Source organism: Devosia sp., from assembly GCF_965229025.1.
GTDB lineage: Bacteria > Pseudomonadota > Alphaproteobacteria > Rhizobiales > Devosiaceae > Devosia_A.
In genome coordinates this window covers 3922882-3935917 of the sequence record NZ_OZ245853.1, presented here as the reverse complement: position 1 = coordinate 3935917, position 13036 = coordinate 3922882, and the positions used below count along the sequence as shown (strand labels likewise).

16 protein-coding genes and 2 pseudogenes are annotated in these 13036 nt (G+C 64.2%); 11 read left to right on the top strand and 7 right to left on the bottom strand.

Annotated elements, in window-relative coordinates:
• The first annotated feature begins 14 nt into the window (after positions 1–14).
• The 3 genes and pseudogenes from lysA (at position 15) to ACO06J_RS19120 (ending at position 1946) form a co-directional block, all read left to right on the top strand.
• Positions 15–1274 (top strand): diaminopimelate decarboxylase, encoded by a 1260-nt coding sequence (lysA, locus tag ACO06J_RS19130; RefSeq protein ID WP_421762303.1) that lies wholly within the window; start codon positions 15–17, stop codon positions 1272–1274.
• A gap of 104 nt (positions 1275–1378) precedes the next feature.
• Positions 1379–1615: pseudogene (locus ACO06J_RS19125) on the top strand (toxin-antitoxin system TumE family protein); the annotation flags it as partial.
• Positions 1596–1946 (top strand): transcriptional regulator, encoded by a 351-nt coding sequence (locus ACO06J_RS19120; protein WP_421762302.1) that lies wholly within the window; start codon positions 1596–1598, stop codon positions 1944–1946. The pseudogene ACO06J_RS19125 and the gene ACO06J_RS19120, both read left to right, overlap by 20 nt.
• Positions 1947–1956: 10 nt before the next feature.
• On the opposite strand, the gene ACO06J_RS19115 is transcribed toward ACO06J_RS19120, so the two are convergent.
• The 3 genes and pseudogenes from ACO06J_RS19115 to ACO06J_RS19105 form a co-directional block, all read right to left on the bottom strand.
• Positions 1957–2367 carry a response regulator gene (locus ACO06J_RS19115; protein ID WP_421762301.1) on the bottom strand — a complete coding sequence of 137 codons (411 nt, stop codon included), beginning with the start codon at positions 2365–2367 and terminating at the stop codon, positions 1957–1959.
• A complete protein-coding gene (locus ACO06J_RS19110) occupies positions 2360–3277 on the bottom strand; it encodes a hypothetical protein (RefSeq protein WP_421762552.1) in 918 nt (305 codons plus the stop codon). The genes ACO06J_RS19115 and ACO06J_RS19110 overlap by 8 nt, the downstream gene beginning before the upstream one ends.
• Positions 3278–3292: 15 nt before the next feature.
• A pseudogene (locus tag ACO06J_RS19105) lies at positions 3293–3415 on the bottom strand (zinc-ribbon domain-containing protein); the annotation flags it as partial.
• Between the two features lie 153 nt (positions 3416–3568).
• Here ACO06J_RS19105 and ftsE point away from each other — a divergent pair.
• From ftsE to ACO06J_RS19085, 4 genes are all read left to right on the top strand, one after another.
• Positions 3569–4228: a cell division ATP-binding protein FtsE gene (ftsE, locus tag ACO06J_RS19100; protein WP_421762300.1), complete on the top strand. Its 660-nt coding sequence runs from the start codon at positions 3569–3571 to the stop codon at positions 4226–4228.
• Positions 4221–5174, top strand: a complete 954-nt coding sequence (locus ACO06J_RS19095) for a cell division protein FtsX (protein WP_421762299.1) — start codon at positions 4221–4223, stop codon at positions 5172–5174. The genes ftsE and ACO06J_RS19095 overlap by 8 nt, the downstream gene beginning before the upstream one ends.
• Positions 5175–5210: 36 nt before the next feature.
• Entirely contained in the window at positions 5211–6038 is an 828-nt protein-coding gene (locus tag ACO06J_RS19090; protein ID WP_421762298.1) for a lysophospholipid acyltransferase family protein, read from the top strand.
• 115 nt (positions 6039–6153) lie between these two features.
• Positions 6154–6498 carry a hypothetical protein gene (locus ACO06J_RS19085; RefSeq protein ID WP_421762297.1) on the top strand — a complete coding sequence of 115 codons (345 nt, stop codon included), beginning with the start codon at positions 6154–6156 and terminating at the stop codon, positions 6496–6498.
• Here ACO06J_RS19085 and ACO06J_RS19080 read toward each other — a convergent pair whose 3' ends face one another.
• The gene (locus tag ACO06J_RS19080) at positions 6499–7053 is read right to left on the bottom strand and encodes a gamma-glutamylcyclotransferase (protein WP_421762296.1); all 555 of its coding nucleotides are present in this window, start codon (positions 7051–7053) and stop codon (positions 6499–6501) included. It abuts the gene before it with no gap.
• Between the two features lie 86 nt (positions 7054–7139).
• On the opposite strand from ACO06J_RS19080, the gene ACO06J_RS19075 reads away from it, so the two are divergent.
• The gene (locus ACO06J_RS19075) at positions 7140–8147 is read left to right on the top strand and encodes a DUF2125 domain-containing protein (RefSeq protein ID WP_421762295.1); all 1008 of its coding nucleotides are present in this window, start codon (positions 7140–7142) and stop codon (positions 8145–8147) included.
• A gap of 153 nt (positions 8148–8300) precedes the next feature.
• Here ACO06J_RS19075 and ACO06J_RS19070 read toward each other — a convergent pair whose 3' ends face one another.
• Both ACO06J_RS19070 and ACO06J_RS19065 read right to left on the bottom strand, forming a co-directional pair.
• On the bottom strand, positions 8301–9275 hold the full coding sequence (locus ACO06J_RS19070; protein ID WP_421762294.1) for a prephenate/arogenate dehydrogenase family protein: 975 nt from the start codon (positions 9273–9275) through the stop codon (positions 8301–8303).
• Positions 9275–10381 (bottom strand): pyridoxal phosphate-dependent aminotransferase, encoded by a 1107-nt coding sequence (locus tag ACO06J_RS19065; protein WP_421762293.1) that lies wholly within the window; start codon positions 10379–10381, stop codon positions 9275–9277. The genes ACO06J_RS19070 and ACO06J_RS19065 overlap by 1 nt, the downstream gene beginning before the upstream one ends.
• 137 nt (positions 10382–10518) lie before the next feature.
• Here ACO06J_RS19065 and ACO06J_RS19060 point away from each other — a divergent pair, with 137 nt between their 5' ends.
• Positions 10519–10845 carry an antibiotic biosynthesis monooxygenase gene (locus tag ACO06J_RS19060; protein ID WP_421762292.1) on the top strand — a complete coding sequence of 109 codons (327 nt, stop codon included), beginning with the start codon at positions 10519–10521 and terminating at the stop codon, positions 10843–10845.
• On the opposite strand, the gene ACO06J_RS19055 is transcribed toward ACO06J_RS19060, so the two are convergent.
• Positions 10842–11582, bottom strand: a complete 741-nt coding sequence (locus ACO06J_RS19055; RefSeq protein ID WP_421762291.1) for a class I SAM-dependent methyltransferase — start codon at positions 11580–11582, stop codon at positions 10842–10844. The genes ACO06J_RS19060 and ACO06J_RS19055 overlap by 4 nt on opposite strands.
• Positions 11583–11674: 92 nt before the next feature.
• Here ACO06J_RS19055 and gloB point away from each other — a divergent pair, with 92 nt between their 5' ends.
• Together gloB and ACO06J_RS19045 are read left to right on the top strand one after the other, a co-directional pair.
• Complete coding sequence (gene gloB / locus ACO06J_RS19050; RefSeq protein ID WP_421762290.1) at positions 11675–12454, top strand: hydroxyacylglutathione hydrolase; 780 nt, start codon at positions 11675–11677, stop codon at positions 12452–12454.
• Entirely contained in the window at positions 12451–12990 is a 540-nt protein-coding gene (locus tag ACO06J_RS19045) for a GNAT family N-acetyltransferase (protein ID WP_421762289.1), read from the top strand. The genes gloB and ACO06J_RS19045 overlap by 4 nt, the downstream gene beginning before the upstream one ends.
• Positions 12991–13036 lie beyond the last annotated feature (46 nt).

Sequence of the window (13036 nt, the reverse complement as noted above, 5' to 3'; positions counted from 1 at the left end):
GCAGGGGGCGTAGCTTGGTTCACCATTTCCAGTATCGCGGCGACAAGCTGTTTGCCGAGGACGTTGATATCACGGCGCTCGCCGGAACGGTGGGGACGCCGTTCTATGTCTATTCCGCCGCAACGCTCCGCCGCCACGTGCGGGTGATGCGTGAGGCGTTTGCGGGCATCAACACGCTCGTCGCCTATGCGATGAAGGCCAACTCCAACCAGGCTGTGCTGAAGGTGGTGGCGCGCGAAGGCGCTGGCGCCGACGTAGTCTCGGGCGGCGAACTCGAACGCGCCATTGCAGCGGGTATCCCGGCCTCGAAGATCGTGTTCTCTGGTGTCGGCAAGACTTTTGCCGAGATGCGCCGGGCGCTGGAACTGGGCATCCACTGCTTCAACCTCGAAAGCGAGCCCGAGCTCGAACGGCTGAGCGATGTCGCCGTTTCGATGGGGATGACTGCGCCCGTCTCGGTGCGCATCAACCCCGATGTCGATGCGGGAACGCACAAGAAGATTTCGACCGGCAAGGCAGAGAACAAGTTCGGCATCCCCTATGGCCGCGCCCGCGACGTCTATGCCCGCATCGCCGCCCTCCCCGGCGTCCGTGCGGTCGGTGTCGACATGCATATCGGTAGCCAGATCACCAACATGGCGCCGTTCGACAACGCCTTTGCGCTGTTGGCCGACCTGGTGCGCGAGCTGAAGGCCGCCGGCCATGATATTCGCCATGTCGATGTCGGCGGCGGCCTCGGCATCCCCTACCATTTCGACGAAGACGCGCCGCCCGACCCGATGTCCTATGCGGCAATTGTCAAAAAGCACATCGCGCCGCTGGGCGTGTCGCTGGTGCTGGAGCCCGGCCGGCTGATCGTCGGCAATGCCGGAATCCTCGTCACCAAGGTTGAGTTCGTCAAGCAGGGCGCCAAGACCTTCGTCATCGTCGATGCGGCGATGAACGACCTGATCCGCCCTACGCTCTATGAAGCCCACCACGACCTGCAACCGGTGGTGCATTCCAACCTGCCGCGGATTACCGCCGATATCGTCGGCCCGGTCTGCGAAACCGGTGACTTCATCGCCCAGGACCGCGAAATCGAAGGCGTCAAGGAAGGCGACCTGATCGCCGTGATGTCCGCCGGCGCCTATGGCGCGGTAATGGCCTCAACCTACAATTCCCGTCCGCTGATCCCCGAAGTGCTGGTCGACGGCGCCAAGTGGCACGTCATCCGCCCCCGCAAGTCGATCGCCGAGCTGATCGCGCTGGACAGCGTGCCCGACTGGGTGTGATGTAATCATTTACATCAAAACCCGCTGCTAGTACACTTGCCCGGATGGATGCGATCGAGGTCGTGAACCGGCGTGAGTTCCTGCAGCCAGATCTGCTGCAGTAGCTTGTTGTCTGGCGTGTGCCGGTCCCACTTCGTGGCAGCGTTCACCACTTCAAATACCGGCTGGCGCTGGTCGCCAATGGTGAGTGCGTGTTGCGCTACGACAACGAAGCCGGCAAGGGCGATCACCGGCACATCGGCTCGTTGGAGGAGCCGTACGTGTTTTCGGGTGTGCGTGCGCTGTTCCATGATTTTGATGCAGACGTAGCGAGGTGGATCGATGACAACCGTGGTGATTGAGATCAAACCCGTCGAGCAATCGCACCGGGAAATCGTCGAGATGATCGAGCGCGGCGAGGTAGATCCGGTGCCGCGGATTGGCTTTGTCTCATACGAGCTGTTCTACAAGGTCCTGGCGCCCAATCGCATGGCCATCATCCGCGCCATGACGGGCACAGGTCCGCTGAGCATCCGCGATGTCGCCCGGCGGGTCGAACGTGACTTCAAGGGCGTCCATACCGACGTAACGGCTCTGCTCAAGAACGGTCTTTTGAAAAAGACTGAGGATGGGCAGATCGTCTTTCCCTACGACGACATCCACTTCGACTTCCGGCTGTCGTCGGCGGCTTGATCGCCGTAGATCAGCCCTGCATCGCCTGCCGGGCCAGCGAAATGATCTCCGGCGGGCGGCCGGCGAGGGCGTCGGCGACTTTGTCCATCAGCACCTGCAGGCTGAAGGGCTTGGGGATGACGTCGTAGATCAGCGAATCGAGGCCGTGGGCGCGCTCGCGCTGGTCGGCAAAGCCGGTCATCAGCATGATGGTGACCTCTGGCCAGGACGCGGCGACAGTGAGCGCCAGCGCGATCCCATCCATCACCGGCATCTTGATATCGGAGAGCAGCAGGTCGAACCGGCCCGCTTCTTCCAGCATCACTTCGGACGCGAGCCCGCCATCCTCGGCTTCCACCACCTCGTGACCTGCATGGGCCAAGGCGCGGGCAACGAAGGCGCGCACATTGTCGTCGTCTTCGGCAATCAGGATTCTAGCCATGGTGGGCCGCTGCCTCGGGGCTGGTGTGAGTATCAATTGGTGCTTCGGTAGGCGTCGCGGCCGGGCTGTCGCCATGCACGCTGTCGGCCGGTGCGGAGGACATACCGTCAGCCGCAGTGTCGGCTGCCGGAGAAATAGGGGCTTCGGGACGGCTGACGCCGCCTGCAAAACTGAGCTTAACCCGAGTCGCGGCAGGAGGCGGAGAGGCGAGTTCGGCTGAAAAATCGATAATTTCGCCCGGCTCGATATCCCGCACCTTGGGGGTGACGCTCCACTGATAGAGCGGCTTGCCGTGCTCATCGAGCAAGGTCACGATCACCGGCGGCACCGTCAGATGCCGCGTTTCGACGCCATAGATGCGGGCCGTCACCGTGATCAGGTCGGCCCCATCCTTGTGGCTCTTGACCGTGGTGACGTCTGAAAAATCGAGCCCGATGACGTTGACCCCGATCCCCAACGCCGAATAGACTCCGGCCATGGCGGGTACCGCGCGGACGATATCGGTGCGGAACAGGAAGCCGGAGCCAACCACCAGCGCCAGCGCCGAGAGTGCCGCAATCCGGGCGACACGGCGGAGCCGTGCGATCGGCAGGTCGCGCGACAGCTCGATCTGCCGCCTGTCGATGCGGCTCTTGGTGGGTTTGAGGTCCTTTTTGTCCTTGGCCGCCTTTGTCGCGTCCTTGGCAGCTGTCTTGACCTTGGGCTTGGGCAGCAGCGCTTTCTTGATCTCGGCAATAGAGCGCACCACTTCCGGCGGCGGCACTTTGCCCTCGGGCATCACCGCACGAAGCCCGGCCGGGATGCCCGCCATGGCCTTTTTCGCCTCGGCATCGAGTTCGCGATCGAGCTTTTCTTCCTCGGCAGGGTCAAATAGCCGGTCATCTTCAACCGGTGGCGGCGGCGGAGGCATTTCGGCTTGCCAGGACTCGCCGCAATGCGCGCACGCGACCTTGCGCCCCTTGCTTCCGATAGTCTCGGGGGGCACCTGGTAGCGCGTCCCGCAATGCGGGCACGCAATGACAATGGTTGCGGGCTGAACAGAACGCATGGCCCAAACCTAGCCATGGGGAGTTAAGTTTCCTCAAACCAGGCGGCATCTCTCGCCGCCAAATCAAGATTTGGCTGCATTTCGGCCCAACAAGCGCAGCAGGGCGGACATGGCTGTTATGATGCCGTCAATTGATTCGGAGCGGACTGCCCGGTGATCGAGTTTTCCAATGTCGGCCTCCGTTACGGACAGGGCCCCGAGATCCTGCGCGATCTCAACTTCCGTATCGAGCCGGGCAGCTTTCATTTCCTTACCGGCCCTTCGGGTTCAGGCAAGACTTCGCTGCTGAAACTGCTGCTGCTGTCGCTCCGCCCGACGCGTGGGCACGTGACGCTGTTCGGCAAGGACACCTCTTCGCTCGATCAGGATGCGCTGCTGCAGATGCGGCGTCACATCGGCATCGTGTTCCAGGAATTCCGCCTGCTCGACCACCTGACGACATTCGAAAACGTGGCGCTCCCGCTTCGGGTTCTGGGTGAGCCCGAAAGCAGCTACCGCGCCAATGTCACCGAACTGCTGCAATGGGTCGGCCTCGGCGAGCGGCTCGAGGCGCTGCCGGCGGTGCTTTCCGGCGGTGAAAAGCAGCGCGCCGCCATTGCCCGCGCCGTGATCGGCCGTCCCGATATTCTCCTCGCCGACGAGCCCACCGGCAACGTCGACCCGGAGCTCTCGCTGCGGCTGGTGCGGCTGTTTGCCGAGCTCAACAAGATGGGTACAACGATCATTCTCGCCACCCACGAGTTGCCGTTGCTCGACAGTTTTCCGTTCCCGCGCATGATCCTCAACAATGGCGAGGTGCTGTTCAGTGAGTGAACTGCGCCTGCCCAATCTGTTCGGCCTCAAGTTCCCCGGCCTCGCCCCGCATGACCGCGGCGCCCCGATTGTGCCTGAACGCTCGGTCTCCGGCCGCACACTGGTGCTCTTGATTGCCATCATGACGTTCCTCTCCGGCGTGACGCTGGGCGGCGTGGTGCTGGTGCAGAAATCGGCGATCGCCTGGTCCTCCGATGTCGGTCGCGAGGTGACCATCCAGCTCCGCCCGGTCGAGGGCGAGGTGATGGACAGCAACCTCCGCACCGCCGTGGCGCTGGCTGAAGCGACGCCGGGCGTCAGTTCGGCCCGCGCGCTGACGCTCGAAGAAAGCGAAAAGCTGTTGGAGCCCTGGCTTGGCAAGGGCCTCGACCTCAGCGCCATCGATATCCCGCGCCTTGTGGTCGTGGTGCTCGGCGATCCCGCCGAAGCTGATCTGCCGAAGCTCCAAAAGGACCTCACGGCGGTAAAGGGCGCGACGCTCGATACCCACGCCGCTTGGCGTCAGCAGCTCAATGTCATGGCCGGCACCATCGTCGCCTCGGGCCTCCTGGTGCTGGCGCTGATCGTCACCGCCACGGTGCTGGCAATCATCTTTGCCACCCGCGGCACCATGGCCTCGAACCGCGAGATCGTTGACGTACTGCACTTCATCGGCGCCTCGAACAATTTCATCGCCGGCGAATTCCAGGGCCGGTTTTTGACCATCGGCTTCCGCGGTGGGCTCATCGGCGGCATCGGCGCGATCGCATTCTTCATCCTCGTCGGCCTCGCCGCCGGCTCGATGGTCCCGCAGGAGGCCAACCAGCAACTGGGGATCCTCTTCGGCCGTTTCGCGCTGGGGATCGACGGCATGCTCGGCATCCTCGCCGTCATCCCTGTGATCGCGGCAATGACAGCCATCACCTCGCGGCTGACGGTGAGGCGGTTCCTGCGCAAGACCTCATAGGGGTCGCCATCGCGCGTTCGAGAAAAGGGAAGACCAATGCTCGGCCAGGCGATCCGCTCTCTGCTGTTTTACGCCGTGTTTTATGTGCAGACCGCCATCCTCGCCATTGTCATCGGCGTCACGGCGATGATCACCAACCGCCGCACCCGCTTTGGCTGGACGCTGGCGCTCTACTGGATCCACTCCCATATCCTGGCGCTACGCCTGCTTGCTGGGGTCAAGACCGATGTCGCAGGCGAGGAAAACATCCCGCCCGGCCCCTGCATCATCGCCAGCAAGCACATGAGCGACTGGGACATTTTCGCCATCCTCCCAGGCGCCCGCCGGCCCGCCTTCATCGCCAAGAAGGAGCTGATGGATATCCCGTTCTTCGGCCAGGCCGCGATGAGCTTTGACACCATCCGCATTGACCGCTCGCTCGGCGGCGAGGCGATCCCCGCCCTGATGGAGGATGCAAGGCGCGCCCTCGCCAACGGCGCCCGCATCATTATTTTCCCCGAAGGCACCCGGAAGCCACCGCTCGCCGAGCACGACTACAAATGGGGCATCGTGCGGATGTATGAGGAACTGGGCGTGCCGGTGGTACCGGTGGCGCTGAACTCGGGCCTGTTCTGGGGCCGCCACAGCCTCGTCATCTGGCCCGGAACTGCACGGGCCCGCTTCCTGCCGGCGATCCAGCCGGGTCTGCCTGCAGACGAGTTCCGCGAGCGGCTGGTCAGCGCTATCGAGACCGGCAGCAACCAGTTGATCCTAGCCGCCTATGACGAAGGATTGAGCCGTCCGATCTCGCCGGAACTACGCGAAAAGCTTGAGGCGCTGAAGCAAGGGATAGCGCCTGACGCCGCACAAACCCCTACATCTTGACGTTCTGACCCGACGCAGCCCATAGATATAGCTATCGGGCTGTGGCGGGCTTGACATCACCAACAATTTCGTTCTATTTTTGTTCTCATTGTTGGTAAACCTTGGGGAGCGTGGGATGGTGCCGGTACTCGATCGCGAACTGCTGCAGAGCGCTCCCAGCCGCCCCGTCAACTGGCGCGGCCGCTCCGGACGCTTTTATGCCTTGTCGTCCGAGAACATCGAACGTTTTGCCCTTGTAGGGGACGAGCTTTACCTGATTGCGCTCGGCCACAACGTGCTCTGGGCCGGCTCCTCGCGCGAGGTCGTCAACGATTCCGAAAGCCGGGCGCGCTTCCGGCTGGCACTGACCTGCGCCGACCGGGTATTCCATGTCGAAACCAGCGGCGATGAAGTCGCGCGCATGACCATCGTCTGGGATCTCGAAGGCGGGGAGCCGGTGCTCGGCCTCGCGCTCGCCTGATCAGGCGGTTGGCGCCATCGGCAGGTCCGCCTGCCCCAGCGCCGCGATCACCTCATCGAGATAGCGGTCGCGAATGCCGAGCGCCTTGAGTCCGTTTGCCGTCTCCAGCACATATTCCGGATTGGCCCCGGATTCCCCCACACCCAGCCGCACCAGCCGCACTTGCTCCATCACATCGAGCCGCCCGGCATATTGGGGATGGCTTTCATCAACGAGGAAGGCCAGCGCTTCGGCTCGGCCACCACCGGCGAGACGTATCGAGCGCATCGCTTCGCGATAGACGCCATTGTCCATCTCGCGCTCGCGCAGATAGACCTGCACCTCGGGCCAGCGCGCGTCATCGACCTCGAAGGCCATGCCGCGGCATGAGCCGCCATGCACCAGCCCGAACACCAGCCCCGGCTGCGCCGCCGTGCCGCGATGCCGAAGGGAGAACACGCAGAGCCGCCGATGCGCCCCGGCAAGCACGGCCGGTGTGCTGCGGATAAACGCGAACCCCGGCCGCCAGATCAGCGAGCCGTAGCCGAACACCCAATGCGTGGTTTTCTGCTGCATGAGCGCTGCACCGCCTTGCCGTGGTCACGTTCCTATCGGTACGGTCCGCCGCGCGCAACGCTTGCGCCGGAATGGGAGAACTGATCGTGCGGAAGATCATCGGCCTCGGGATTGCCGTGTTGATCGTGGTGGCGCTGTGGACGGCCGGCTGGTTCTGGGCCGCCGATCAGGCCCGCCAGCAGGTGGCACTCCTGGCCCAGAACGACGGCGAGACCGCCCCGCAGCTGACCTGCGGCACGTTCAACGTCTCCGGCTACCCCTTCCGTTTCGATTTCACCTGCGACAAGGCCCAACTCGTTTCCGGCGATGAGACCATCACCGTCGACGGCATCAAGGCCTCGGTGCTCACTTACAGCCCCAACCACGTGATCTTTTCGGCCCGCTCGCCCTACACCATGGCCAATGCCTTTACCGGCAGCCAGAGCCAGTTCGACTTCACCGGGTTTGAAGGCAGCGCCCGGCTGGAGGCGCGCGACCTGATCAAAGGGCTCTCGGGCGAAGGCTGGCGCATCGGCCGGATTTCCGTGCTGGCTGATGGCATTGTGTGGAACGACACCGTGGTGACCCCGGTGCTGCAGGCCAAGGCCGACCATATCGAGGCGCACCTGGTCGATATTCCGGAGCTCCATGACAAGACCAAGGGCCTTGCTGGCCTCGCCGCCTATCTTAACGTCAAGGGCCTCGTCGCCCCGGCCTTCCAGATCACCGCCGGCGAGGGCAGCCTCGACGCGCAGGTCTCAGGCCTCCCTGATGACCTCCAGGCCTTCACCGACCCCAACGCGGTCCGGAACTGGCAGGCGGCGGGCGGCACCCTGACGCTGGTCAAGCTGGCAGGCACCCAGCCGCAGCCCGACGAACGCTTCGAGATCAAGGGCAACGCCCACCTGACCGAGGCCGGGCTCGTCGCCGGCGAGATCACCTACGTCACCAAGGGCGTGCTCGACCGCTTCGCCGGCCTCATGCCGCCGCTGCAACTGATTGCGCTCAAGGGCAAGCCGGAAGCCGACGGCAGCTTCTCCAATGCCATGAGCTTCGTCGATGGTCAGCTCAAGCTGCTGGCCGTCCCGGTTCTGGAAATCCCGCCGCTGTTTTGACGCAGACGCTGGCCCTCACCTCTCCCTTTGGGGGAGAGGTGAGGGCCAGCGCCGGGTGAGTGGGCCTTCCTCGTTGACCTGGGCAAAGGCCCCCTCACCCGACCCAAGGGGTCGACCTCTCCCCCAAAGGGAGAGGTAAGGGGGATCAGTGCCTCACGCGTCTTCGCCGCCGCCATGTTCGCGGAACAGCACTTCGGCTACCGGCTCGGGCACCGCACTGGCATTGCCATGCGGACGTCCAAAGTCTGCCGCAGCGGTCTCCTGGCCAGCGGTGATGATCGAGCGGCGGATGGCGCGGGTGCGGGTGAACAGCGCCTCCATCCCCGGCCCGTCGCCGATACGCACGGCGCGCTGCAACTGGCTGAGATCTTCGAGGAACCGGCCCAGCATTTCGAGCACGGCGTCACGGTTGGTGAGGAACACGTCGCGCCACATCACCGGGTCGCTCGCGGCAATACGGGTGAAATCTCGGAAGCCCGAGGCTGAGAACTTGATCACTTCGGACTGCGTCGCCGCTTCGAGATCGGCCACCGTGCCCACGATATTGTAGGCGATGAGGTGTGGCACGTGGCTGGTGATCGCCAGCACCAGGTCATGGTGCGCCGCATCCATGCATTCGACATTGGAGCCAAGCGCGCCCCAGAACGACGTCAGCCGGTCGATCGCCACGGGGTCGGTACCTGGTGCCGGCGTCAGCACGCACCAGCGGCCGGTGAACAGCTCCGGAAAGCCCGAGGCCGGGCCGGAATGCTCGGTACCGGCGATCGGATGGCCGGGGATGAAATGCACCCCCTTGGGAACCAGCGGCCCGAGTGTTGCCATAACCTGGCCCTTCACCGAGCCGACATCGGAAAGGATCGCACCCGGCTCCAGCGCATCGCGGATTGCCTCCATCACCGGCAGGTAGGCACCAACCGGGATGCAGAGGATCACGAGATCGGCGCCACGCACCGCCTCGGCAGCATCGAGCGTATACGTATCGCCCAGCCCCAGCGCCCGCGCTTCCTCGAGGGTCTCCTCCTTGCGGGTGGAAATCGCGATGGTCTTGGCGAGCCCCTTGAGCCGCGTAGCCCGGGCAATGGACGAGCCGATAAGGCCAATGCCAATCAGTGCAAGTTTGTTGAACATCAGTCTGTCGCCCCCGGCGCACCGAATGGTTTGAGCACGTCGACCAGCCGGCGCATCGCCGCTTCCGGTCCGATGGAAATCCTGAGCCCGTTCTCGATGCCATAGACCCCGATCTCGCGCACGATCAAGCCCTCAGCGAAGAGGGCGTTGAACGCAGCACGGCTGGTCGCGGCATCTTCGAACAGCGCGAGGACGAAATTGGCCTCGCTGGGCACAACGCGGATGGCATTGCCCGCCAGTGCCCGCGTCAGCCAGCTGCGCCATTTCGCATTGTAGGCGCGGAGCCGGGCGGTGAACGCGACGTCACGTGCCGCAGCGGCGCCCGCAAACTGCGCCGGCCGGTTGACGTTGAACGGGCCGCGAATGCGGTTGACAACATCGACCACATGCTCGGGCGCATACATCCAGCCGATCCGCGACGCGGCGAGCCCCATCTTCGAGAAGGTCCGCACCATCACCACGTTCTCGGCGCGATCCACCAACTCGATGCCGACGGCATAATCCTCCGCCGTCACATACTCGGCATAGGCACTGTCGAGGACGAAGAGGATATCCGGACGCAGCCCGGCATGGAGCCGCGTCAATTCTGCGCCCGACAGGTACGTGCCGGTGGGGTTGTTCGGGTTGGCGAGAAACAGCACCTTGGTCTTTGCCGTCACCGCGCCGAGCAGCGCATCCACATCGGCACGATAGTCGGTCTCGGGCGCCATGATGATCTCGGCCGAGGCGCCCATGGTGACGATCGGGTAGACCGAAAAGCCGTGCCGGGCCATCACCGCCTCGTCACCATCGCCGAGATAGCACTGGGCGAGAAGGTGCAGAAGGTCGTCCGAGCCGTTACCGCAGACGATCCGCTCAGCATCGATACCATGCACCTCGCCCAGCGCCTCACGCAGAATGCGCGACGTGCCTTCGGGATAGATCTCGGGCTGTTCGTCAGCCTTGAGCAGCGCCTCGATCGCCTTGGGGCTCGCGCCGAGCGGGGATTCATTGGCGGAAAGCTTGATGGGCGTCACCCCCGCCGGCGCGGCAGACTTGCCGGGCACATAGGGCGCAATTTTCAGGATTCCGGGCTGCGGAACGGGGCGGGAAGCAGGTGTCGGCATCAGGTCTTCAAAACTGGATTAAAGCCGCGCGGACCATAGAGAAACGGGCTGGCGATGGCAAAGGAAACCCAAACGCCCCGACGCCCGATCTGCTAGAGTGGCGGTGTTACGACTGATCGCGCCCAAGGGAGGAACCTATGACGGCGATGAACATCGTGCATATGCGGGTCAAGCCGGGCCGGGAACAGGAATTCGTCGCCCTGCACCAGGCACTCGACCTCACCACCTGGTCCGGGGGCCTCAGCTTCTGGATCGTCAAGACCGGCGAACGGGACTTCTGCGTCGTCGGCGAATGGGAGAGCATGACCGCCATGGCCGGCGCCCGCCCCCAGATGATCGCCAGCCTCGACAAACTGCGACCGCTGCTCGAAGACCTCGGCGGTGGCCGCGGGGTCACCGAGCCCTGGTCCGGTAATGTGGCCATGAAAGTCAGCCCCAGCGCCGACGCCGGCAGCGCGATCTAGCGTTCCGGCATTTCCATCGCTGCCTGCGGCGCCATAGCCGGCACGCGCACGTAACGCTCCGCCTTGCGGCGCCTCGGCACCGCAGGGAACAGTTCCTTCCGCGCCTGGACGCAGAGGACGCCCGCAAAAGTGGGCCCGAACAGGCGCCCGGCGCGCTCGAAGAACCGCGTCGATTTGAGCAGCAACGGGTGCTGGTAGGGCGGCAGGTAAAGCGCATCGCGCCATTGCTCGGGCACGAAGCTGTGGGCGCGCAGCAACTGCTCCATCTGCCCGCGCGAGAACGGGTAACCATCGCCGAAGGGCGTGTTATCGGCCGCCGACCACATGCCGCGCCGTTTGGGCACCACGACGATGAGTCGCGCGCCGGGCGCCGTAACCCGCCACAACTCCCGCATCAGTTCCTCGGCATCGGCGACATGTTCAAAGGCATGGACGGCGATCACCAGGTCGACGGCAGAATCGGTGAGCGGCATTTCTAGCGGATCGCACAGCACAGTGTGCGACGGGCCCTCGCGCGGCCATGCCGATGATCCCTGCCGGGCCGGCATGAACGCCAGCACGCGCTCCGCCTTTTCGAGCGTGAAACGCAGATAGGGCGTCGCAAAGCCGAGCCCCAGCACCCTGAGCCCGCGCACATTGCCAGCGAGCCGCAGGATCTCCTCGCGCAACAAGGCACGGGAAATTTTACCCAAAGGGGACTTGTAGAAAGCAATCAGGCGCGCGACGTCGGGGGTCATGGCTTTGCCCTCAATCCTTATCTAGACTTTGTCATGCTTCGGTGTGCCCTGTCACGCCAGCACGACCCACGCGCCCGAACGGAGACCACCAATTGCCCCTGCTGATCGACATCTTTCCCGCACGCTCCGACAATTTTGGATATCTCGTGCACGATGTGGCGACCGGCAAGACCGCGGCTATCGATGCCCCCGACGGCAAGACGATCCGCGAGGCGGCGGCGCGTCGTGGCTGGACCATCAGCGATGTGTTCATCACGCATCACCACACCGACCACGTGGAGGGAATTCCGCTCCTCAAGCGCGAAACCGGCGCCACCATCACCGGCCCGCGCGCCGAAGCCAGCAAGATCCTCGGGCTCGAAGTGCTGGTCGCCGGTGGCGATGTGGTCAAACTCGGGGAGACCGAGTTCATCATCATCGAAACGCCGGGCCACACGCTGGGCCACATCGCCTATTACGACCCGGCCGGCCGGCACCTGTTTTCTGCCGATGCGCTGTTCTCGCTGGGCGTCGGCCGCATGTTCGAGGGCAAGCCCGGCCCGATGTGGGAAGGCTTGCTACAGTTGCGCGCCCTGCCCGATGACACGCTGGTCTATTGCGGGCACGAATATACCCTCGCCAATGCCCAGTTCGCGCTGAGCGTCGATCCGCGCAACGCCGCGCTCAACATCCGCGCCGCCGAGGTCAAGCGCCTGCGCGAATCCGGTCAGGCAACTATTCCGGTGGGGCTTGGCATCGAAAAGGCCGCCAACCCCTTCCTCCGCGCCGACCAGCCGGTTCTCGCCAAAGCCATGGGCCTCGCCCCCGATGCCGCGCCAGAGCTGGTGTTCGCCGCGCTCCGCAAGGCCAAGGACGACTTCAAGGCAACGTGACGCTCACCTTCCGCCCGGTCGATAGCAGCACGGTTGACGACTTCGTCGCCCTGTTCTCGGGATCGGGTGGGCCGAGCTATTGCTGGTGCATGGCCTGGCGCGTCACCCCCGAAGAGGCAAAGGTCAAGAAAGGGTCGGAACGCCGCCCTTTCATGCTGGACCGGATCGCGCGGGGTGTGCCCGTGGGCCTCCTCGCCTATGGCGAAAACGGACCGGTCGGCTGGGTCTCGGTCGCGCCACGTGAGACCTACCGCGAGCTCGGCGGACCTGCGACCAAGCCTGGCGAGACCATATGGTCGATCGCCTGCCTCTACCTGCGCCGGGACCGGCGTGGCGAAGGACTGTCGCAGCAATTGTTGACGGCAGCGATCGCCCACGCGGCAGATCGTGGCGCGTCGATCATCGAAGCCTACCCCGTTGATCCCGACTCCCCGAGCTATCGCTTCATGGGGTTCGTGCCGGTCTTTGAGAGCCTGGGGTTCACCGAAATCGGCTCCGCGGGCAGCCGTCGCCACGTCATGCGATTAACCATTTAGATACTATTGAGGCGAAATCACCCTCAAAACGTTGCACCTTTAGCCA